The organism is Geomonas propionica, assembly GCF_016458235.1.
In the GTDB taxonomy this organism is placed as follows: Bacteria; Desulfobacterota; Desulfuromonadia; order Geobacterales; family Geobacteraceae; genus Geomonas; species Geomonas propionica.
In genome coordinates, this window is sequence record NZ_JAEMHK010000012.1 from 165,952 (window position 1) to 188,812 (window position 22,861).

Annotated in this window: 17 protein-coding genes; 7 read left to right on the plus strand and 10 right to left on the minus strand. The window is 62.0% G+C overall.

All coding sequences use genetic code 11. The features are described from left to right. Positions 1–39: 39 nt before the first annotated feature. From mtnA to ybgC, 3 genes are all read left to right on the plus strand, one after another. Positions 40–1,080, plus strand: a complete 1,041-nt coding sequence (gene mtnA / locus JFN90_RS15990; protein ID WP_199396124.1) for an S-methyl-5-thioribose-1-phosphate isomerase — start codon at positions 40–42, stop codon at positions 1,078–1,080. Continuing rightward, entirely contained in the window at positions 1,077–4,265 is a 3,189-nt protein-coding gene (glnE, locus tag JFN90_RS15995; RefSeq protein WP_199396125.1) for a bifunctional [glutamate--ammonia ligase]-adenylyl-L-tyrosine phosphorylase/[glutamate--ammonia-ligase] adenylyltransferase, read from the plus strand. Before mtnA ends, glnE begins: the two co-directional genes overlap by 4 nt. 170 nt (positions 4,266–4,435) lie before the next feature. After that, on the plus strand, positions 4,436–4,846 hold the full coding sequence (gene ybgC, locus JFN90_RS16000) for a tol-pal system-associated acyl-CoA thioesterase (RefSeq protein WP_199396126.1): 411 nt from the start codon (positions 4,436–4,438) through the stop codon (positions 4,844–4,846). A gap of 171 nt (positions 4,847–5,017) precedes the next feature. Here ybgC and lspA read toward each other — a convergent pair whose 3' ends face one another. Then, complete coding sequence (lspA, locus tag JFN90_RS16005) at positions 5,018–5,524, minus strand: signal peptidase II (RefSeq protein ID WP_199396127.1); 507 nt, start codon at positions 5,522–5,524, stop codon at positions 5,018–5,020. A gap of 144 nt (positions 5,525–5,668) precedes the next feature. Continuing rightward, on the minus strand, positions 5,669–8,446 hold the full coding sequence (gene ileS / locus JFN90_RS16010) for an isoleucine--tRNA ligase (protein ID WP_199396128.1): 2,778 nt from the start codon (positions 8,444–8,446) through the stop codon (positions 5,669–5,671). Positions 8,447–8,683: 237 nt separating this feature from the next. On the opposite strand from ileS, the gene JFN90_RS16015 reads away from it, so the two are divergent. Beyond that, a complete protein-coding gene (locus tag JFN90_RS16015) occupies positions 8,684–10,504 on the plus strand; it encodes a KUP/HAK/KT family potassium transporter (RefSeq protein WP_199396129.1) in 1,821 nt (606 codons plus the stop codon). Positions 10,505–10,593: 89 nt separating this feature from the next. After that, a complete protein-coding gene (locus JFN90_RS16020; protein WP_199396130.1) occupies positions 10,594–12,411 on the plus strand; it encodes a KUP/HAK/KT family potassium transporter in 1,818 nt (605 codons plus the stop codon). A 137-nt stretch (positions 12,412–12,548) separates the two neighbouring features. Here the strand turns inward: JFN90_RS16020 and JFN90_RS16025 are convergent, their stop codons facing one another. The 3 genes from JFN90_RS16025 to JFN90_RS16035 all read right to left on the minus strand — a co-directional run bounded on the left by JFN90_RS16025 (position 12,549) and on the right by JFN90_RS16035 (position 16,558). Next, positions 12,549–12,890: a hypothetical protein gene (locus JFN90_RS16025; protein WP_199396131.1), complete on the minus strand. Its 342-nt coding sequence runs from the start codon at positions 12,888–12,890 to the stop codon at positions 12,549–12,551. 102 nt (positions 12,891–12,992) lie between these two features. After that, on the minus strand, positions 12,993–13,772 hold the full coding sequence (locus tag JFN90_RS16030; protein WP_199396132.1) for an endonuclease/exonuclease/phosphatase family protein: 780 nt from the start codon (positions 13,770–13,772) through the stop codon (positions 12,993–12,995). A 317-nt stretch (positions 13,773–14,089) separates the two neighbouring features. Continuing rightward, complete coding sequence (locus JFN90_RS16035; protein ID WP_199396133.1) at positions 14,090–16,558, minus strand: methyl-accepting chemotaxis protein; 2,469 nt, start codon at positions 16,556–16,558, stop codon at positions 14,090–14,092. A gap of 276 nt (positions 16,559–16,834) precedes the next feature. On the opposite strand from JFN90_RS16035, the gene JFN90_RS16040 reads away from it, so the two are divergent. After that, a complete protein-coding gene (locus tag JFN90_RS16040) occupies positions 16,835–18,079 on the plus strand; it encodes a bifunctional alpha/beta hydrolase/OsmC family protein (RefSeq protein WP_199396134.1) in 1,245 nt (414 codons plus the stop codon). A gap of 105 nt (positions 18,080–18,184) precedes the next feature. Continuing rightward, the gene (locus JFN90_RS16045; RefSeq protein WP_199396135.1) at positions 18,185–18,361 is read left to right on the plus strand and encodes a hypothetical protein; all 177 of its coding nucleotides are present in this window, start codon (positions 18,185–18,187) and stop codon (positions 18,359–18,361) included. A gap of 62 nt (positions 18,362–18,423) precedes the next feature. Here JFN90_RS16045 and JFN90_RS16050 read toward each other — a convergent pair whose 3' ends face one another. From JFN90_RS16050 to JFN90_RS16070, 5 genes are all read right to left on the minus strand, one after another. Further along, positions 18,424–18,549 (minus strand): FeoB-associated Cys-rich membrane protein, encoded by a 126-nt coding sequence (locus tag JFN90_RS16050; protein WP_199396136.1) that lies wholly within the window; start codon positions 18,547–18,549, stop codon positions 18,424–18,426. Position 18,550: 1 nt separating this feature from the next. Then, positions 18,551–20,761 carry a ferrous iron transport protein B gene (gene feoB, locus JFN90_RS16055; RefSeq protein ID WP_199396137.1) on the minus strand — a complete coding sequence of 737 codons (2,211 nt, stop codon included), beginning with the start codon at positions 20,759–20,761 and terminating at the stop codon, positions 18,551–18,553. Beyond that, positions 20,758–20,985 (minus strand): FeoA family protein, encoded by a 228-nt coding sequence (locus JFN90_RS16060; protein ID WP_199396138.1) that lies wholly within the window; start codon positions 20,983–20,985, stop codon positions 20,758–20,760. The genes feoB and JFN90_RS16060 overlap by 4 nt, the downstream gene beginning before the upstream one ends. A gap of 5 nt (positions 20,986–20,990) precedes the next feature. Beyond that, the gene (locus JFN90_RS16065; protein WP_199396139.1) at positions 20,991–21,245 is read right to left on the minus strand and encodes a FeoA family protein; all 255 of its coding nucleotides are present in this window, start codon (positions 21,243–21,245) and stop codon (positions 20,991–20,993) included. Between the two features lie 76 nt (positions 21,246–21,321). Next, positions 21,322–22,737 carry a carbohydrate porin gene (locus tag JFN90_RS16070; protein WP_199396140.1) on the minus strand — a complete coding sequence of 472 codons (1,416 nt, stop codon included), beginning with the start codon at positions 22,735–22,737 and terminating at the stop codon, positions 21,322–21,324. Positions 22,738–22,861: the final 124 nt, after the last annotated feature.

Consider the following 22,861-nt stretch of genomic DNA (forward strand, 5'->3'; position numbering starts at 1 on the left):
AATTGCTTTTGGTTTAAACGTAAAGGAACGAGGTACGACATGTCCTTCAGAACCATAGAGTGGCGCGACAACAAGGTGATCATGATAGACCAGACCCGGCTTCCCGCCGAGGAGGTCTACAACGAATATACGGACTTCCAGGGGGTCGCCGAGGCGATCCGCGGCATGGTGGTCCGCGGCGCTCCCGCCATCGGCATCGCCGCCGCCATGGGTGTCGCCATCGGTGCACGCGAGATCATCGCGGACAGCTTCGACACCTTCTACCGCCAGCTCGAGAACGTCTGCGACGTGCTTGGCCGCACCCGCCCCACCGCGGTCAACCTCTTTTGGGGACTGGAGCGCATGAAACGGGTGGCGCTGCAGCACAAGGAACTCGACCTCAACTCGATTCGTGAAATCCTCAAGGCGGAGGCTATCAGCATCGAGGCGGAAGACCTTGCCATCTGCAAGGAAATCGGCCGCCACGGCGCCGCCCTGGTCAAGGAGGGTGCTTCCATCCTGACCCACTGCAACGCCGGGGGGCTCGCCACCGCCGGCTACGGCACCGCGCTCGGCGTGATCCGCGGCGCGCACGAGGCGGGCAAGAACATCCGCGTCTTCGCCGACGAGACCCGCCCCTGGCTCCAGGGCGCACGCCTCACCGCCTGGGAACTGATGAAGGATTCCATCCCGGTGACCCTCATCTCCGACAACATGGCCGGCTGGCTCATGAAGAGCGGGCAGATCGACTTCTGCGTGGTCGGCGCCGACCGCATCGCCGCCAACGGCGACACCGCCAACAAGATCGGCACCTACTCCGTCGCTGTGCTGGCCAAAGAGAACCGCATCCCGTTCTACGTCGCCGCGCCGATCTCCACCCTGGACCTGAAGCTCGCCAACGGCGACCAGATCCCCATCGAAGAGCGCAGCTCCGAAGAGGTCACCAAGGTGCAGGGCGTCAGCATTGCACCAGAAGGGGTCAAGGTGAGAAACCCCGCCTTCGACGTGACCCCCGCCCGCTACATCACCGGCATCATCACCGAAAAAGGGGTGGTGCGCGGCGACTACGAGAGGGAGCTGAAGGCACTGGTCGGACTATGAGCCGCCTCGCCGACCTGGCCGCGCTGCTTCTTTCCGAGCTCTCCGAGCCGGACAAGGGGGACCTGTCCCACCAGTTGGAACAGGTCGGCTTCAGCTACGGCGCGCGCACGGTCGAAAACCTGAGACTCCTTTCCGAAGTGCTGCCTGGCGAACGCCTTATCGAACTGGCGCTCGCCGCACTCGCCACGCCGCTGCCGGACATGGCGCTGAACGGCTTTGAACGCATCAGCGCTGTGGTGCCGCGCGAGGCCCTGCTAGAGATCTGCTCCCGCCGGGCCCTCAACATCCAGTTGATGAACATCTGCGGTTCCTCCCCCTTCCTGACCAACATCATCTGCCGCGACCCATCCTACCTGCAGCGCCTTTTCATCGAACGCGAGATCATGCAGCGCCGCAGTGAAGAAGAGATGCTCCAGGCCCTGCGCGAGCGCGTCCCGCAGGGAACCAGCTACGCCGACCTCTACTCCCACCTGCGCCGCTTCAAGTACGCCGAGATGCTGCGCATCGCCGCACGTGACCTCAATGGGCTCTCCCCCCTGGAGGAGGTAACCTCCGAACTTTCCTCGCTCGCCGCGGCCACCCTGCAAATCGCCTACGAAGCGGCCTTCGCCCAACTGGTTCAGGAGCACGGCACGCCGATGGAGCAGAGCCCCGACGGCCTGGTCGAGGCGGAATTCACCATCATCGGCATGGGCAAGTTCGGCGGCAGGGAACTCAACTTCTCCTCCGACATCGACCTCATCTACTTCTATTCTTCCGATAAGGGCGAAAGCATCGGCATCCCGGACGGACGCGGCGGCTTCAAGAGCAAGCTCTCCCTGCACGCCTTCTTCGTGAAGCTGGCCGAGATGGTGAGCCGCGCCATCTCCCAGGTCACCGAGGACGGTTTCGTGTTCCGCGTCGACATGGGGCTGAGGCCCGACGGCAAGGCCGGGGACCTTGCCAGTTCCATGCGCTCCGCCGAGGTCTACTACGAGGCGTGGGGCCAGTCCTGGGAGCGCGCCGCGATGATGAAAGCGCGCCCGGTCGCCGGTTCCATCGAACTGGGCGAGAGGATCCTGACCGCGCTGACCCCGTTCATCTACCGCCGCTACCTCGATTACAACCTGATCGAGGACATGATGGCGATGAAGAAGAAGATCGACGCCTCCCTGGCCCGAAACCAGGAGGGGGAGGTCAACATCAAGCTCGGGCGCGGCGGCATCCGGGAGATCGAATTTTTCATCCAGGCGCTGCAGTTGGTCTACGCCGGCAAGAACCCGCAGCTGCGCGAGCGCAACTCCCTCAAGGCCCTGCAGACGCTGCACCATGCGCGCATCATCAAGGAAGCCGACTGCACCGCCCTCTCTGACGCCTACCGCTTCCTGCGCACCGTGGAGCACCGGATCCAGGTGGTGCAGGAACGGCAGACCCACGCACTGCCCCGCAAGGACGAGGAACTGCACGCGCTGGCCAGGCGTTGCGGCTACCTCAGGAAGGATGGGCTGCAGCGCTTCCGCGAAACGCTGGAAGGGCACCGGCGCGCCGTCTCCGCCATCTATGGCGACCTGTTCCTGTCGCGCGACGAGAAGATCAAGGAGGAGGTGCTCCCCGAGGTGCACTTCTTCTTCGACCACAACGCGGACCCGGACCTGATCAAGGACATGCTCGAGGAGCGGCATTTCGAGCACGCCGACGCCGCCTACGAGAACCTCCTGGTGCTGCGCGACGGCCCGGCCAAGGTCAACTTGACCGAACAGGGACGGCGCACCCTGGAGAAGATCGCCCCGTTGTTTTTGCAGGAGGTCTTCCACAGCCCGGACCCCGACCTCGCGCTGGCGAACCTGGAGCGCTTCCTCTCCTCGCAGAGGACCCGCTCTTCGATCTACGCCCTGCTGGCCGAGAACCGCGACATCTTAAAGCTCCTCACCTCGATGTTCGGCATGTCCGAGTTCCTCTCCAAGATCTTCATCGGACACCCGGAGCTCTTGGACAGCATGACCACGCGCGGCTACGCGTACCTGCAGAAGGAACGCGCCACCATGGCCCAGGAGCTGGACGGTTTCATCACCCAGGCAGACGGCTTCGAAGAGCAGCTGGACGCCATGCGCAGCTACCGCCACGAGGAGTTCCTGCGCATCGGCATGAACGACATCTACGGCAAGATGAAGCAGCCCGAGGTGGCGCAGCAGTTGACCGACTTGGCCGACGTGACCCTCGCTGAGGCCTGCTGCATAGCGACCGGGGAATTGTCCCGCTTCGGCCGTCCCATGGTGGTCGAAGAGGACGGCAGCAGACACGAGGCGGCCTTCGCCGTCGTGGCAATGGGCAAGCTGGGCGGCTTCGAGTTGAACTACCACTCCGACCTCGACGTCATCTACATCTACGACGGGCAGGGGTTCACCGACGGTGAGAAGAGCATCACCAACCGCGAGTACTTCTCGAAACTCGGGCAGAAGATCATCCTGGTGCTGACCACGCAGACCCGCGAGGGGTACGCCTACAAGATCGACACACGGTTGCGCCCCTCCGGCAACGCCGGACCGCTGGTCACCTCTATCGAGGCCTTCCAGGCCTACCACGCCACCGAGGCGCAGATCTGGGAGCGTCAGGCGCTCACCAAGGCGCGGGTCACCTACGGCGATCCTCGCCTGAAGGATAAGGTGGAAAAGGTCATTGAGCAGACGGTGTACGGCTCCAGCGCCGACGATACCGTGCGCCAGGAGATCCACCGGCTCAGGATGCGCATGGAGAACGAGCTGGCCAAGGAATCTAGCGGCAGCTACAACATCAAGACCGGCCGCGGCGGCATGGTCGACGTCGAGTTCATCATCCAGTTCCTGCAGTTGAAGTACGGCTGCGAGCACCGCGAGATCCGCAGTTCCAACAGTCTCGAAGCGATCGACGCCATGCGCATCCTTGGCATCATCACGGAGCCCGATTTCCAGGCGCTGGCCGAGGGGTATCGTTTCCTGCGCCGACTGGAGAACCGGCTAAGGATCATTCACGACTACTCGATGAACGACCTGGGCGGCCCGCTCAAGTACCTGAACAAGCTGGCCAGGAGGCTTGGCTACGATCCGATGCTGAAGAACCCTGGGCAGGCGCTCATGGCGGATTACGAACGGGTCACCGAGGCCGTGCGCGAGGTGTACGGCAGGATTTTGGGTGGCGAGGCGGCAAGCGACCAGGCGCCCGTCGATTAAGGCACCTGTAGGGGCGAATAATATTCGCCCGCCTTTAGCGATGCCGCAATGAAGGCTAAACGTTCGACGCCTGCAGAGACGGCGCCCGCGGTTGGGCGAATGATTATTCGCCCCTACAGATCTAGTCAGATGGTCCCCCCATACGGGGGCTTTTTTATTCAGGAGGCGACATGGAAGTACGGATTTACTACGAAGACACCGACGCGGGCGGGGTGGTGTACCACTCCAACTACATAAGCTACATGGAAAGGGCCAGGACGGAATTTCTGAGGGGACACGGGCTGTCAGTCCGCGAGATGCACGACATGGGGATCATCTTCCCCGTGGTTGCCATCGAGGCGAACTTCCGTGCGCCGGCCCGGTTGGACGACCTCTTGGTGGTGCGCACCCAGATCACCACGTTGAAGAACAGTTCGTTCACGGTGGCGCAGCAGGTGGTCCGGAAGGAAGACGATAAATTGCTGGTGGAGGCGAAGGTGACGCTGGCCTGCGTCAGCCCGGAGATGAAGGCGCGACGCCTGCCCAACGAGATCAGGGAGTTGTTCACGAGATTGTTGGAGGAGAGCCTGCAGGATGGGTGAGGAAGGAGGGGACTGGCTCCGCCAGGTGCCTGTCCCCCTACTGCTCGAAGTTTTGGAGGAGAGCCAGCAGGAAGGTTGACGTCTACGCCGTTACCCCCCTTTCGCAAAGGGGGAAGGGGAAGGTCGAAGCTCTAAGGGGACAGGCACCTGGCGGAGCCAGTCCCCTAGAGGTCAGTTGCCGTCTGCGGTGGGCGGGTTCTTCTTCTCCCGGCGCTCCTCGAGCAGCATCTCGACGGCCAGGATGAAGACACCGACGCAGATGGCGGAGTCGGCGATATTGAAGGCGGGCCAGTGGTGCCCTTTCCAATGCACGTCGAGAAAGTCGATGACCTCGCCCAGGCGTACCCGGTCGATCATGTTGCCCAGTGCGCCGGAGAAGATCAGCGACAACGAGGCGACGTTCCAGATCTGCTCATCCCGCATCTTGCTCACCGCCACCAAGATCACGATGAGCGCGATGCTCGAAACCAGCAGGAAGAAGGGAAGCCGATAGCTCGAAGAAGCCAGAATCCCGAAGGCGGCTCCCTTGTTGCGCAGATAGGTGATGTTGAAGAATCCTTCGATGACGGGATAGGAGCTGTGCAGGGTCATACTCTTGTCGATGTAGACCTTGCTCCACTGGTCCAGAACCAGCACCAGCGCCGAAACCGCTGCGAGGATGATGTATTTTGGTTTCATAGGGTCCTTTAGAAGTTGGTCCGAGGTCCCCTCTCCCTCCGGGAGAGGGCCTGGGTGAGGGTATCGCCGGCGGCACCGCCCTCACCCGCCCTTCGGGCACCCTCTCCCAGAGGGAGAGGGTAATCCAATCAAAGATTTAGCTACCTATTTCACTGCCGCCAGGCACTTCGGGCAGATGCCTGCGTGCTCTGCATCCTGCCCCAGTTCTTCGCTGTAGCACCAGCAGCGCTCGCACTTCTCGCCGGGAGCCGCGCTGACGCCCACCTCGAGTCCTTCAATCCCTTCCGCAACGCAGACCTCGCCGGATGCTTCGCCGGCAAGCGCCGCTTTCGAGACGATGAAGATCTCGGCAAGCTGGTCCGCGTAATCCTTCAGGAGCGCCTCGGTCTCGCCGGAGGCCTTGATGGCGACGGCGGCATCGAGGGAGTGCCCGATCACCTTCTTGACGCGGGCCAGTTCGAGCGCCTTGGAGACCTCGGAGCGGATCTTGATAATCTTCTCCCAGCGCACGGACAGCGCGTCGTCCTTGACCTCGGGGGTGAGCGCCGGGAAGAGCGCCAGGTGCACGCTCGACTCGCGGGTTCCCGGCATCTCGGCCCAGACTTCCTCGGCGGTGAAGGAGAGCACCGGCGCCACCATGCGCACCAGAGCGTCGAGCACCTTGTACACCACGGTCTGGCCGCTTCTCCTGGCCAGCGAGTCCTTCTTCGAGGTGTAGACGCGGTCCTTGAGGATGTCGAGGTAGAAGGCGCTCATCTCGACGGTGCAGAAGCCGTTCACCGCGTGGTAGAGGATGTGGAACTCGCTGTCGGTGTAGGAGGCAAGCACCTTCTCCTTCAAAAGCTCAAGCTGGTGCATGGCCCAGCGGTCCAGCTCCGGCATCTGCTCGAACGGGACGCAGTCGGTGTCGGGGTTGAAGTCGTGGATGTTGCCCAGGATGTAGCGGCAGGTGTTCCTGATACGGCGATAGCTCTCGGAGAGCCGGGTCAGGATCTCCTGGGAGATGCGCAGGTCGTCGCGGTAGTCCTGCGCGGCCACCCAGAGGCGCAGCACGTCGGCGCCGAACTTCTTGATGACGTCTTCCGGCGCCACCACGTTGCCCACGGACTTGCTCATCTTGCGGCCGGCGCCGTCCATGACGAAGCCGTGGGTGAGCACGTTTTTATAGGGAGCGCGGCCGCGGGTACCGACGCTGGCGAGAAGCGACGAGTGGAACCAGCCGCGGTGCTGGTCGCTACCTTCCAGGTACATGTCGGCCGGGGAGCCCAGGTTGTCGCGCAGCTCGAGGACGGCGGCGTGCGAGGTGCCGGAGTCGAACCAGACGTCGAGGATGTCCCCTTCCTTGTCGAACTCGTCCTTGCCGCAGGAAGGGCAGGTGGTCCCTTCCGGCAGGAATTTAGCAGCATCCCAGTCGTACCAGATGTCGGAGGTGTGCTCGGCGAAGAGGTCGGCGATCTGGTGCATGATCTTGCCGTCGGCCATGACGTGGCCGCAGCTCTTGCAGTAGAAGGCGGCGATGGGCACGCCCCAGGAACGCTGGCGGGAAACGCACCAGTCGGGGCGGTTCTCGATCATGCCGTAGATGCGCTCGCGACCCCACTTCGGGATCCAGTTCACGGTGTTGATCTCGGTGAGCGCCTTGCCGCGCAGGTCGTTCTTCTCCATGGAGATGAACCACTGCTCGGTGGCGCGGAAGATGACCGGCTTCTTGCAGCGCCAGCAGTGCGGATAGGAGTGGGAGATCTCCCTGGAGCCCAGCAGCGCGCCGACCTCGGTCAGCTTCTCGATGACGTTCTTGTTGGCGTCGAAGACGAACTGGCCGCCGAAGAACTCGATGTTCTCGTAGAAGCGGCCGCGGTTGTCGACCGGGTTGTAGATGTCGAGTCCTGCCGCGAGGCCGAGTTCGTAGTCTTCCTGGCCGTGACCGGGCGCGGTGTGGACGCAGCCGGTGCCGGCTTCCAGGGTGACGTGCTCGCCCAGGAGGATGATGGAATCCTGGTCATAGAACGGGTGGCGGGCCATCTTCTTCTCGAGGATCCTGGACGGGAACTTAGCCAGCACGGTCCCCTCGGCGCCGATCTCCTTCAGGAAGCTCTCCTTCAGGCCGTCGGCCACGATGACCACGTCGCCGCTGTTGAGCGCGAGCGCCACGTACTCCAGTTCCGGATGGATGGCGATGGCAAGGTTCGCCGGCAGCGTCCACGGGGTGGTGGTCCAGATCACCATGGAGGCTTTCTTACCGGCCAGCTCGGGCACCGCGCCGCCGAGATCCTCTTTGAGCGGGAACTTGACGAACACGGAGGGGGACTTGTGGTCGGCGTACTCCACCTCGGCCTCGGCCAGCGCCGTGCCGCAGGAGGAGCACCAGTGCACCGGCTTCTTCCCCTTGTAGAGGCCGCCGTTCTCGGCGAAGGTGGCCAGTTCGCGGGCGGTCGCCCCCTCGTAGCTCGCGTTCATGGTCAGGTACGGCTCGTTCCAGTCGCCGAAAATGCCCAGGCGCTCGAACTCGGCGCGCTGGATGGCGACGAACTTGGCGGCGTACTCGCGGCAGAGCTTGCGCATCTCCAGCTTGGAGATCTCGTGCTTCTTGGAACCGAGGTTCTTCTCCACCTGCAGTTCGATGGGAAGACCGTGGCAGTCCCAGCCCGGCACGTAGGGGGCGGTGAAGCCTTCCATGCGCTTGCTCTTCAGCACGATGTCCTTGAGGATCTTGTTCAGCGCGTGGCCGATATGGATGTGACCGTTGGCGTAGGGGGGGCCGTCGTGCAGCACGTAGCGCGGCTTGCCCTTGCCGGCCTCCTCGATCTTGTGGTGTATGTCAACCTCTGCCCACTGCTTGAGCATCTCGGGCTCGCGCTGGGGAAGATTTCCCTTCATCGGGAAGTTGGTGATCGGGAGATTGAGAGTGTCTTTGTAATCCATGTAAACGGCCTCCGAACTTTCAGTTTAAGCCATGAGAGAAACGACTTAAGCTACAAGCAATAGGGAGGAATGTCAAGCGCAAACAAGGATTTCCGCACCTTACGGCTCAACCGCCCCGACCCGAATCGTTAGGGTTTTACGAAGGGGAGGTGACAAATCCTGCGACAATGATGTATAAATCGCCTGCACCGTCAGTGCGTCCACTTTTCCAGTGCTGTGACAGTACTCCGGAGATTTATGAGCCAAAAGAGCGAACTTTCCTACTGGGGTGGTATTGTCAAGGCGCTGGGCCTCGTGTTCGGGGACATCGGCACGAGCCCCATCTATACCCTGACCGTCGTATTCGCGATGACCAAGCCCACCGTGTCCAACGTGTACGGCATCCTCTGCCTGGTCTTTTGGACCATGACCATTCTGGTCACGGCGGAGTACGCATGGCTTGCCATGAGCCTCGGCAAGAAGGGTCAGGGGGGCGAGATCGTGCTCCGAGAGATCATCATCAAGCTCTTCCGCAAGGGGCGCGTGCTCGCATTCGCGGGATTTCTTTCCTTCCTGGGGGTGTCACTCCTTTTGGGCGACGGCGTTATCACCCCTGCCATCTCAATCCTCTCGGCGGTCGAGGGCCTGCTGCTCATCCCCGGGCTCGAGGCGACACGGCAGGGGGTGCTGGTCGGCATCGCCGCGCTCATCGCCATCACCCTCTTCTTTGTCCAGTCGCGCGGCACCGACAAGATCACCGGCATCTTCGGCCCCATCATGATCCTGTACTTCGGCGCTCTCTTCGTCTCGGGCCTGGTCTCGGTTTCGGGCACCCCGGAGATCGTGGGCGCCATCAACCCCGTGCACGCCATCAACTTCTTCCGGGAGAACGGCATAGCAGGCTACTTCGTCCTTTCCGAGGTGATCCTATGCTCGACCGGCGGCGAGGCTCTCTACGCCGACATGGGACACCTGGGCAAGAAACCGATCATCCGCGCATGGTACTTCGTTTTCGCCGCGCTCTACATGAACTACCTGGGACAGGGAGCGCACCTGCTGCAAAATCCCGACAGCAAGAACATCCTGTTCTCCATGATCCAGGGCCAGTCGCCGCTGCTGTACATCCCGTTCCTGGTCCTCACCATCTTCGCCACCATCATCGCGTCGCAGTCCATCATCAGCGGGGTTTTCTCCATCGTGTACCAGGGGATTACCACGCGCCTCATGCCGCTTTTCAAGGTCGACTACACCTCGACCCACATGCAGTCGCAGATCTACATCGGCGCGGTGAACTGGACTCTTATGTGCGCGGTCATCTTCGTCATGTTCTTCTTCCAGAAGTCCGGCAACCTCGCTGCGGCCTACGGCATGGCGGTCACCGGGTCGATGACCATCACCGCCATCATGATGATCATGGTATTCTCGAAAACCACGAAGAAGTGGAAGGTTCCCGTCGTCTGCGTGATCGCCGTCATCGACGTGATCTACTTCACCTCGACCTTCCCCAAGTTCGTACACGGCGCCTACTGGTCCATCATTCTGGCCTCTATCCCCTTCATCACCATCCAGGTCTGGACCCACGGCCAGCGCCACCTCTACCGCGCACTGCGCCCGCTCGACCTCGACATTTTCCTCCTCTCCTACGAGCAGATCTACGCTAAGGCGAAGAACATCCCGGGCACCGCCCTCTTCTTCATCAAGGCACTCGATGTGATCCCGCCCTACATCGTGCACTGCATGATCCGCTCGAACATCATCTACGAGAGGAACGTGCTCATCTCCATCGTGCGCACCGACGAGCCGTTCGGCAACATCGCTCGCCACAAGAAGGATGTTGGGACCGGGCTGGAATTCTTCCAGATTAGTGCCGGCTATATGGAGGTGCTGGACATTGAGAAACAACTGAAGGAGCACGGCATCCAGGAGAAGGTCATCTTCTACGGTGTGGAGGACATCGAGACCAGGAACCCGGTCTGGAGGCTTTTCGACCTGATCAAGAAGGTCACCCCGAACTTCGTGCAGTTCAACAAGCTTCCCGCCGCCAAGTTGCAGGGTGTGGTGACTCGGGTGGAGATGTAGACATACCGGCACTTTTCGCGGTTTTTCTTGTCACCGGTTGAGAGCGGTGCTATAAGTTGCGCGCTGTTACCCAACCGGAGGCGTACTCCATGCCGAAACACGAACAATCATACTGGGGCGGTGTAGTGAAATCGATGGGGCTGGTCTTCGGCGACATCGGCACGAGCCCCATCTATACCCTTTCCGTCATCTTCGCCCTCACCAAGCCGACCCCCGACAACATCTACGGGATCCTGTCGCTGATCGTGTGGACCCTGTTCATCCTGGTCACCGTCGAGTACGCCTGGCTCGCCATGAGCCTCGGCAGAAAGGGCGAAGGGGGGACCATCGTCTTGAAGGAGATCCTGGTTCGCCTGCTCAAGGGTGGGCGCTCCATGGGTTTCATAGGCCTGCTCTCCTTCGTCGGAGTGTCGCTCTTATTGGGGGACGGCGTCATTACGCCGGCCATTTCCATACTTTCCGCCGTCGAGGGTCTGGAGCTGATACCGGCTACGGCCAACCTGTCCCAGGCAGGCGTCATCGCCATCGCCGCCACCATCGCCGTCATCCTGTTCATCTTCCAATCCAAGGGAACCGACAAGGTGGCAGGCGCTTTCGGCCCCCTGATGGTGCTCTGGTTCTCGGCTCTCACCCTGTCCGGCATGATCGCCATCGGGGGACACCCCGAGGTGCTCAAGTCGATTTCACCCTGGTACGCCATCAAGTTCTTCCTCGACAACGGCATGTCCGGCTTCTTCGTTCTTTCCGAGGTCATCCTGTGCGCCACGGGAGGGGAGGCGCTCTACGCGGACATGGGACACCTGGGCAGAAAGCCGATCGTACGGGCATGGTACTTCGTTTTCGTCGCGCTAGTGATCAACTACCTGGGGCAAGGCGCCTTCCTGCTGGAACACCAGCATGAGAAGAACACCCTGTTCGCCATGATCCAAGGCCAGTCCCAGATCCTGTACATCCCCTTTTTGCTGCTTACCATCCTGGCCACGGTGATCGCGTCGCAGGCCCTGATCAGCGGCGTGTTCTCCATCATCTACCAGGGGATCACCACCAGGATCATGCCACTCATGAAGGTGGACTACACCTCCAGCCACTTGAAATCCCAGATCTACATCGGCTCGGTCAACTGGACCCTGATGGTGGCGGTCCTCTTCATCATGCTGCTCTTCAAGAAGTCGGAGAACCTGGCGGCGGCCTACGGCCTCGCCGTCACCGGCAGCATGACCATCACCGGCATCATGATGACCATAATCTTCGCCAACACCACCAAGAAGTGGAAGGTCCCCATCGCGATAGCGGTCACCCTGATCGATTTCGTGTTCCTGATCGCCAACCTGAACAAGCTGCCGCACGGCGGTTACTGGTCCCTCATCCTCGCCTCGATCCCGTTCCTGACCATCCTGCTCTGGACCAAGGGGCAGCGCGCCCTGTACAAGGCGCTCAAGCCGCTGGACTCGGAAACCTTCCTGCTCTCCTACGAGCAGATCTACGCGAAAAAGCGCACCATCCCCGGCGTCGGCCTGTTTTTCACCCGCGAGTGGGCGGTGGTACCGCCGTACGTGGTGCACTGCATCATCCGCAGCAACATCATCTACGAGCGCAACGTCTTCATCTCCATCATCAGGACCGACGAGCCGTTCGGGGTCTCCTACAAGCTGACCGAGAACCGTGGTCCCGGGCTGGACTCCTTCGAGATCTTCGCCGGCTACATGGAGGTGATCGACATCGAGACGCTCCTGAAGAAGAACGACATCAACGAGAAGGTCATCTTCTACGGCGTCGAGGACATCACCACCAACAACCCGATCTGGAAGATCTTCAACGCCATCAAGAAGCTGAGCCCGAACTTCGTCCAGTTCAACCAGCTCCCCGCCAGCAAGCTGCAGGGGGTCCTGACCCGCGTCGAGATGTAACTCTTTTCTTCCCCCTCGCCCTCCGGGAGAGGGGCAGGGGTGAGGGCGTTATTCTGAAGATGAAACAACAAGGGCCGCTTCCCTCTATGGGAGCGGCCCTTTTCATTGTTGGCGGTGTGTGTGGGGGAGGCGGTTGGCTAGACGGTTTCCAGCAGGTGGCCCCATTCATCCTTCATCTGGATCCGGTGCAGGGCGTTCAGACCGTTCACCTCGTAGAAGATCTGGTCCGCCTCCTCCTGGGAGAGCCCAACCTTGGGGCGCACCCCCATCCAGTGACTGAAGTTGCCGGAGGGAGATTCCAGCGGGCGCGGCAGCGGCGGTCCCGGCTTGTACTTCTTCTCCACGAAGATCGCCGCCTCGTACTGGCGGCCGTGTTTCACCAGGCAGATTTCCAGCAAAGAACCGGTGTTCTGCAGCACGCGCTCGATGATAACTTCCTGCACTTCCATATCGTTGGGCATCTCCGTGTATTCGCTCATAGCAATCTCTCCGTTTTCCCCGCTACGGGGCCTTGTGTTTGATCCTTCCCTCTCTTCGGCCGGGACGGCGCTGAACTTTAGGTCTTTTGGAAAGTTTGGGTGCTACTTCGCTGACGCCCGTTCTTGCTCGGGGCAAGCCAGGCGCAGCTTTACGATCAGCGGCAGGTGATCCGAGGCGACCTGGGTCAGCTTGGTGCGCGGGATCAGTTCGCTCTCGACGACAAGGTCGGGCGAGATGAAGATGTGGTCGAAACGGACGATAGGCATGTTGCTCGGAAAGGTGCACTGGGTGTGGCCGAACTTGAGCCGCTCCTGCTCATCCTGGAGCGCGTTTCTCAGGCGCTTGTGGATGCTCCAGCTCGGCAGGGCGTTGAAGTCGCCGCAGAGCACCACCGGGGGGCGGCAGTCGGGATGCGCGAGCCACTCGGGGCCGGTCAGGACCTTGGCCTGGTAGTTGCGCTCCTGCGGGGTGAGACCCAGGTGGGTGTTCACCACCTGCAGTTTCTGCCCGTACACCTCGATCTCCACCCACAGCACGCCCCGCGGCACCATGGTCCGGTAGCGGTTCTCGGGGTGCAGCCCCCCGGCCCGGACCAGCCGCATCGGAAAGCGGCTGAAGACCACCTTGCCCCAGCGTTCCCGTTCCAGTTGATAGTGCACGTCCCTTCTTGCCAGCAGCGCCAGTTCATGGGCGAGGTCTTGGCAGGCGCCCCCGATCTCGGGACGAAAGCGCGCGCCGGGAAGTTCCTGGAGCGCCACGATGTCGGGCTGGTAGGTATCGATGACCTGGGCGATGCGCTCGGCCGAAGTATGCCGGTCGTTGCCGGTCAACCGGTGCACGTTGTACGTCATCACGGTGAAGGTGCCATCGTTCTCGGACATACCAGCCGCCCTTTCCTGTGGGAACCGGGAGTAAAAAAACAACGACAGGAATTATACCGGGTTTTACCGGTGCTGCCGATGGGAGTTGGCCGGCGGGACCGAAGGAGGGGACTGGCTCCGCCAGGTGCCTGTCCCCTTGGGGGGCGGGTAAGGTGACGGAGCGGAAGGGAGCGTTCCGCTAGAGGGACAGGCACCTAACAGAAGCCAGTCCCTTCTGCTACGGATACCAACACCACCCGCTAATAGAGCCCAAAAAAAGGGGCGAATGATTATTCGCCCCTACAGTGGAAACGGGATTGTGCGGCAGCAGGTGGAGCTTACTCCTTGGAGGACGAGACGTCGAAGCGGTCGATCTCGTTTTGCAGCACGGCGATCTGGCCGGCAAGAGCCGAGGTGCTTTCGCCGAGCACCTTGACCGCGCCGAGGTTGCTCTCGGTGGCCTCCTTGATGCTCTCCACCGCCGGAAGCACCTGGTCGGCGCCCCTGCTCTGTTCGTCGCACGCCCTCTGGATGCGGCGGATCATCTCGGTGATGTTCTCGGTGGACTTGGCGATGAAGCCCCCGACGTTGCTCTGCTCGCGGGTCGAACTCTTCACCTGATCGGTGAGCATCTTCATCTTTTCCACCGCGTTCAGCACGAGACTGCTCCCCTCCCCCTGCTCGCGGGTGGAGATCGCTATCTGACGCACCATGGTGGTTACCTTGTCCGTGGTCTCCCTGATCATCAGGCTGCCGCGCGCCTGCTCGGCCGTGGCGCGGGCGATGCCGTTGACCTGTTCGGTCGCCATCTGCACCCCGGCCACGATTTTTTCCAGCGCCTCGCCCGACTTCCTGGAGAGCTCCTCCCCCTGGGAGATGTTCTGCTCCGCCTGCCGGATGGCGCCGACCGCCCGGTCGGTCTCCTCCAGGACGCCGTTGATGACCTCCGAGATTTTCCTGGTGGATGCGCTGGTGCGCTCGGCGAGCTGCTTGATCTCGCCGGCCACGACCGCGAACCCCTTGCCGTGCTCGCCGGCCTGCGCCGCGATGATGGCGGCGTTGAGCGCCAGGAGGTTGGTCTGCTCGGCCACGTCGTCGATGACCGAGAGGATGGTGCCGATGTCGCCGGCGCGCTGGGAAAGGGTGGCGATGACCTCCGAGGTGATGCGGGAGGAAGCCTTGATGGCGCTGATGCCGACGATGGTGGACTCGACCGCGCTCTTGCCCACCTCCGCGTCCTGCTTCACCCCTTCGGAGATCCGCACCGTGTTCAGCGCATTCTTCTCCACTTCCTTGATCGAACTGTCCATCTCCACGATGGAGGAGGAGTTGATGCTGGCCTCCTCGAGGAGCAGGTCCGCGTTGCGACCGACCTGCTTGATGGAGGCGGCCATCTCGATGATGGCGGAGCCGACCTCGTCCACCTGCTGGGCCAGTGCCTCGGCGTTGAGGGCAACTTCCTCGACGCTGGACGCCATCTCCAGTACCGAAGAGGAGCTCTCCGACGCCGACTGCGACAGCCCCTCCACCGCCCGTGCCACCCCCTTGATCGAGGAGGTGATCTGGGTCATGGCGCTGGACGCCTCGTTGACAGAGGTGGATTGCTGCTCGGCGGCCCACATAACCGTGCTGGAAACCTGCACCAGGTTCTCCGAGACCGCGCCCAGTTCGCTGCTGGAGTGGCTCACCTGGCGCACCATCACGGCGAGTTTGTCCGTCATGTCATTGAAATCTGCGGCCATGGCGCCGATTTCGTCCTGGGTCTCCACTTCGAGCCGGCGGTTCAAGTCCCAGGTCGAGGTGACCGAGACGATGTGCTTTTTAAGGGTGGTGAAGAGATCGAGGCTCGGTTTGAGCGACAGGTACAGGATGGTGATTGCGGAAAGGAGGATGGCGATGAAGATCGCCATCTGGGCGGCCACCCCTTTCCACATGGTCATGAACAGCTGGCTGATCTCCTTATGGGAGAAGAGGACGCCGACGGTCCCCCCAGAAGCGTCCTTGACCGGGCTCACACCAACCAGGTACTTGCCGCCGTCGAAGGAGACAATGGCGATGCGGGGCTCCTTGAGCCCCTCGGTCATATCGGGGCCCACCTTGGCGGCGAGCCCAAGGGCGACGGCCTTGTTGGTGGGGTTGAGGATCCGGAAGGAATGCACCAGCTCGCTCTTCACTTCCGTGGACTTGCTCTTCAGGAACTCCTCGGTGAGAAAGAGGGAGACATCGTTGCCGGTGATCTGCTTCATCTGCTGGAAGACGTGGTCGATCTCCTCGGCGAGCTCCATGTACCCCAGCGCGCTACCCCGGTAGCTGACCGGCTTGACGCAGCGCAGCGAGAAGAAGTTCTTCCCCATCTCCAGCCCCCAGCTCATCTGCTTGCTGGCCTGGGCCTTCAGGAAGGTCTCCCGCTTCAGGACGTCCCCGTCCTGCTCCGGTTTGTGCACCCGCAGCAACACCTTGCCGTCGGGCTCGATGAAGTACATGTGGGTTATGTTGTTGTTCTGCTTGATCTCGCTGTATATGGGCTTCGCAGCGGCAAGAACCGCGTCCTTGTTGCCGGCGGCGAAGGGCGCCAAGAGCACGTCGAGCTTGTCCAGCCCCGCGTGGGCGCGCGCCAGCCCCTCGGCGTCACCCTTCAGGATGGCCTCGAAGAGGCGGCCGCTGTTGGCTGCTTCGTCCTGGAGCCCCGCCTTCATCTGGTGCATCTGGTACTGGTAGGCGAACAACCCCAAAATGGTGATGCTCGCCACACACAAAGCGACGACGGAAACGACTATTCTCTTCTTGATGGACCACGTAGCAAACATCATTCACTCCCGATAAACATCACATTACAATAGAAGAAAGGCGAATATGTTTATAACTCATTCTCCTTAAAGAGAAAAGAGGGAAAGAGTTGCCAACTTGTGATTTAAATCCCAATATTGCTATTTCCAAGATAGAGAAATCACAATCAAAAGCCTCCATTTATTAACATATTCTACGACGGCACGTTGACTTGATACAGAGTACGATTATTATTGCTGGTGTTTCACGAAACAAGGTCTGCGCGAGGGCCGCTATGGCCCGACGGGGAGTGCGCCATGAACACCAAGAGGATCACCTTTACCAACGCGAACGGCATGAGGCTGGCGGCGAGGCTGGAGCTCCCGGACGACGAGCGCCCTGTGGCCTACGCCATCTTCGCCCACTGCTTCACCTGCTCCAAGAACATCAAGGCGGCGGTCAACATCACCCGGGCCATGAGCAGCCGGCGCATCGCGGTGCTTCGCTTCGACTTCACCGGCCTGGGCGAGAGCGAAGGGGATTTCGCCGACACCACCTTTTCCTCCCAGGTAAGCGACCTGGTGGCGGCGGCGCGCTTTCTGGAGCGGGAGTACGAGGCGCCGCGTCTTTTAGTGGGCCATTCGCTGGGGGGATCGGCCGTGCTGGTCGCCGCGGCCGAAATCCCGTCGGCGGCCGCGGTGGCCACCATCGCGGCCCCCTACAGCCCCTCCCATCTGCGTCGCCTGCTGGGAAAGTCGGCGGATGAGGCCGAGCGGCAGGGGGAGGCGACCGTCAACCTCGGCGGCAGCGACTTCACCATCAGGAAAAGCCTGCTCGACGACCTGGAGGCGCAGCGTCCGGCCGAGACGCTAGCCCACCTGCAGGGTGCGCTCCTCGTCCTGCATTCTCCGGCGGACGGCATGGTGAAAATCGACAACGCGACCCAGATCTTCCAGGCGGCCCACCATCCCAAGAGTTTCGTCTCGCTCGGGAGCGCGGACCATCTCCTGTCCGAAGCCGCCGACTCGCAGTATGCCGGCGAGGTGATCGCCTCCTGGGCCTCGCGCTACCTCGAAACAGCCGATGTCCAGCCCATGGCGCAACCGGAGTTCCAGGCCTCGGACAACCGGGTCACCGCGCGCACCGGGGCGGAAGGGTTCCGCACCGAGATCTTCGCCAACGGCTTCAGCCTGACCGCCGACGAGCCGGTAAGTTACGGCGGCAGCAACGAGGGCCCCTCCCCCTACGAGTACGTCATGGCCGGGCTCGCGGCCTGCACGTCCATGACCGTGCAGATGTACGCCCGGCGCAAGGGATGGCCGCTGGTCGACGCGCTGGTGCGGCTTTCCCATCACAAGATCCACGCCGAGGACTGCCGCGACTGCGAGTCGCAGGACCGGCGCATCGACAAGTTCGTGCGTGAACTGGAGCTGATCGGGGATCTCGACCAGGAACAGAGGCTGAAGCTCCTGGAGATCGCCGAGAAATGCCCGGTGCACCGTACGCTTACCAGCGAGATCCGGGTGGAGACTACGCTGAAGGAAAACCCGGCCGAGGGGTAAACGACTGCTCGCCCGCCGCGGCGGCCAGATTTTCCTCAAGACTTGGCTCGGGCTGCCGAAAAGAAATGCAGCGCCCGAGGAAAGGGGCCGGCAGGAGGTCAAGTTATGGATGTAACCACCATAGCAACCATGCAGGTAGCAGGCGCCGCTGCCCTCGCCCGGCAGTCGGCTTCCATGAAAATGATGAAGAACGCAGCGGCGGCCCAGATGCAAATGGCCAACATACTGGCCCAGCAGGCCACCGCGGTGAACCCTACCGAAGGATTCTCCGTCTACGCCTGACCACCGCGTCACAGCGAAGAAGAGGGCCGGGGCAAATGCCCCGGCCCTCTTCTTTTGTCACGCTACTTCTTGCAGCAGCTCCCGCCTTCGCAGCCGCAGCACCCCTTCTTCTTCCAGAGTGTGGCGTACAGGATGTAGCAGGCTCCCCCTACGAGGAGGGCCGCGATGATTACGTCTGCGATTCCCATGTCAACCTCCCAGCCCCAGGAGTCTTCCCCCCTGGTAGACGATCAGCGCTGCGCACCAGGCCAGCGCGGTTTGATAACCAAGCCCCACCACGGCCCACTTCCAGGTGCCGAACTCCTGGCGCATGGCGGCGATGGCCACCACGCAGGGCATGTATAGCAACACGAAGACCATGAAGGCGTAGGACGACAGCGGGGTGAACACTCCCTGCAGCGCCAGCTTCAGCGAGGACCGGTCCTCCTCCTTCTCTTCCGGGACCGGCAGGTACAGGAGCGTCTTCACCGCCTTGCTGCAGGCCGCGCCGAAGGAAACCCCGATCTCCTTCAGGTCCTCCTGAAGGGTCGGCACCTCCTTCTTCTCGTCCTTCTTGGGCGCGTAGATCTCGCCCATGGTGCCGACTACGATTTCCTTGGCGATGACCCCGGAGATCAGCGAGGAGGCCGCCTCCCAGGTGCCAAAGCCGATGGGCTGGAATACCGGCGCCACCACCGCGCCCGCCTGTCCCAGGTAGGAATCGCGTTTATGCTCGACCCCCCAGGGGAGGTTCAAGAGGAACCAGACCAGGACGGAGACCGCGAAGATGTAGGTACCGGCCTTGTAGAGGAAGTGCTTCCCCTTCTCCCAGGTATGCACGCACAGGCTGTGCATGGACGGCATGCGGTAAGGGGGGAGCTCCATGATGAACATGGGGGCCTCGCCGCGGAAGAGCGTCTTCTTGAAGATGAGTCCCATCAGCACAGCGAGCAGGATCCCCATCACGTACAGCGACCAGATCACGGTGCTGGAGTTGTTCGGGAAAAAGGCGGACACGAAGACCACGTACACCGGCAGGCGCGCGCCGCAGGACATGAGCGGCACCAAAAGCGCGGTCAGCACCTTGTCCTTCGGGTTCTCCAGGGTGCGGGTCGCGTAGATCCCCGGGACGTTGCAGCCGAAGCCGAGCAGCATCGGGATGAACGACTTGCCGTGCAGGCCGATGGCGTGCATGGTGCGATCCATGACGAAGGCTGCGCGGGCCATGTAGCCGCTCCCCTCCAGGAAGGTGATGAAGAACATCATGGCGAAGATCACCGGCACGAAGACGATGACCGAACCCACCCCGGCAATTACCCCGTCATTCACCAGCGACACGGTCCAGTCCGGCGCCCCCAGCGGGGTCAGCAGGGCCGACGCCCACCGTTTGAAGGGCCCCTCGGTCATGGCGCCCAGCCATGCGCCGAAGGGTGCGGAGAGGTCGAAAGTGAATTTGAACAACAGCCACATGGCCGCCATGAAGATCGGGATCCCCAGGAAGCGGTTCAGGACGATCTTGTCGATCTTTTCCGTCAGCTCGGTCTGGCGTAGTTCGGGCTTGTGCAGCACTTCGCGGGTGAGGCCGGAGGCGAGCGAGTAGCGGGCGTCGGCCATGATGGACTCGATGTCCTCGCCGTGCGCCCTCCTCAGGTGGTGCAGCGCCGGGTCCAGGAAATCGAGGTTTTGCAGGTTCAACTCGTCCATGACGCGGCTGTCCTGCTCCATCAGCTTCAGCAGCAGCCAGCGCTGCGGGTAGCGCTCCAAGAGCGCCGGGTGGCTGGTGCGGAAGGACTTGGCCAGGTACTCGGCGGCGACCTCGATATCCTCGCCGTAATTGAGCTTCTTGGGCACCCGTTGATTGGGTGCGTCCGCGACGCGCAGCACCGTCTCGAGGAGTTCGTCCAGGCCGCTCCTCTTGGTGGCCGAGGTGGGGACCACGGCGATGCCCAGCATCTGTTCGATGCCCTTGTCGTCGATCCGGTACCCCTTCGCCTGGGCCTCGTCGTAGATGTTGAGCGCCATGACCACCGGGATGCCCAGTTCCATGATCTGAACCGTGAGGTAGAGGTTGCGCTCCAGGTTGGTGGCGTCGACCACGTTGACGATCAGGTCAGGGCGCTGGTGCACGAGGTAGTCGCGCGCCACGATCTCTTCCTGCGAATAGGGGGAGAGCGAGTAGGTGCCGGGGAGGTCGACCAGCCGGATCTTCCTGCCGCCGAAGTCGAAGAGGGCCTCTTTCTTCTCCACCGTGACGCCGGCCCAGTTGCCCACGTGGAGCCTGGTGCCGGCAATGGCGTTGATCAGCGTGGACTTGCCGGAGTTCGGGTTGCCGGCGACCGCCACGGTGATGACGCGCTCCGCTACGCTCCCTGCCATGACCTCGCCTTCGAGTTCTTCCTTGCGCTTCAACTGCGTGCTCATCCCGCCACCTCCACCGCGATACCTTCCGCTTCCTTCTTCCTGAGGGACAGGTTGTAACTCTTGATGCTCACTTCGATGGGATCGCCAAGCGGCGCCACCTTGAGCACCTTGACGTTCTCGCCCACCAGCACCCCCATATCCATGAGCCGCCTCTTCAGCGGTCCGATCGATCCGATCGAGGTGATCTTACCCTGCTGCCCCGGTTTAAGCTTTGCCAGATTCATCACACTTATCTCCTCACCATGATTTTCATAGCCATACGGCGGGCCAGGGCGATCCTCGCCTCGTCCACCCTGAGCAGGATGGTGCTGCCGCCGTTGGTCAGCATTTCAACGTGCTTGCCGATCCGAAGCCCCATTTCCTCGACCCGGATCATGCTCTTTTCGTGTTCCGCGTTCCCGGCGCAGCCGGCCTCCCCCTTGCCGAACATGATCTCTACGATCTCGCCGTTTTCTCCTGCGCTCAAAAGTCCCAGAGGTATCATCGATGCTCCTTTACCTGTTTGCCGTACCGGTTCGGGCGGCGCCCAGCCGGCGCCGCCCCCCCTTGTGCCATCTTTTCTAGAAGCTGATCTTCGCGCGCAGGGCGAGCGCCAGCACGTCGTCGTTGCCGCGGATGCCGGCGGGATTCATCAGGTACTGCGCGACCGGCGAGATCTCGATCTGGTCGCTCACCTTGTACCGGTAATAGACCTCGGCGAGCTTCTCCTGGGCATCGGCCACGGAACGCGCCGCCTTGACCTGCCCGTAGGCGAAGCCGAGGATATCGTCCTTGCGACCTGCGATTAGCCCCTGGTACTGGCCGCCGCCGCTCCAGGCGCGGGTCGCCGCGTAGACATCCTTGTCGCGTTGGCCGTAACGGGCGAAGAGGGTGAGTTTGTCGGTTACCTGCTGGTCAAAGCTGACGCCCGCGCTGTAGGCGCTTTTGGCCACCAGCTTGCTCCCCCCGTCCGCCTGGGCGCCGTCGAAGGCGCCGTAGATTCTGTAGTTACCCTCGAGTTCGCCCACCTTGTGCTTGTAGGTCAGCTCCGCGATACCGAAGCCATGGTCGAAGATGTCGGCGCTGTCGGCGTCGCCGCTGCCGTAGCCGAGGCCGAATACGAGCGAGTCCGAGAGCTTGGCCTGGATTCGCGCGCCCGGGCCGTTGGCCGGGAAGGGCAGCACGGCGGAGTGTACGAAGGCGCCGGAGAGGAACTGGCTGTTCTCGTCGCCCGCGACGACGTTGGTGTCGAAGTAGTTGGAAAGATCGACCTTGCCGGCGGTGAGCAGGAGGCGGTCGTTCAGAGCGGAGTGCTCGACCCAGGCCTCTCGGAAACGGACCCGGTCGCCGGTGGAACCGGCCACGCCGTTCAGGCTAGAAAAGGAGGCCACCTTGGAATCGATGCCGTCGCCGCCGGTCGCCTCCAGGTCGATGACCGCGATGGTGTTCTCACCCACCTTGAAGTTGAACACCAGGTCAGCGCGCCCGACGGCGTCGGTGCTGTCCTTGGGCTTGTTCCCCTGCGACCCTTGCAGCACCCCGACCATCCCACCGGAGAGGGAGATGTTCTTGGTGAGGGCGGTGAACCTGGTGCCGAGATCCTCGTGGCGCGACTGGAAGGTCCTGGTGTTCACGAGGAGCATCTCGGCGCGCAGTTCCTCCTTGAGGTCGCTCAGGAGCACCAGGTCCTCCTTGTCCACCGCCTGGTTCCCTTCCTTGACCACCTTCTCCGCCATCTTCTCGGTAAGAAGATGCACCGCCAGCGCCACGTCCATGCGGGAGCACTGCGCCTTTCCTTCCTGGAACTCCTTGGAGAAGAGCCCCTCCACCTGGTACTTGTTGGCCAGGCGCATGATTTCCTGGCAAGCCTTGACCTTGCACTCGACTTTTTCAGGCACTACCAGGTCCGGGTGCAGGGCGAAAGCCGCACCCGAAGTCAGGAAAAGGTTCCCCAACAGGAACAGGCCACCGACGGTAATCTTCTTCACTTTGAACATTCAATTCTCCTCTTTGCTCTGCCAACGACTAAGCCAGTCTCTGACACGAATCTGGTACAAGCTGCCGTTCAGCGAGCTGTTTTTTCCACTACTTGACGCGTATCGGCTCGCTCATTCAAAACTG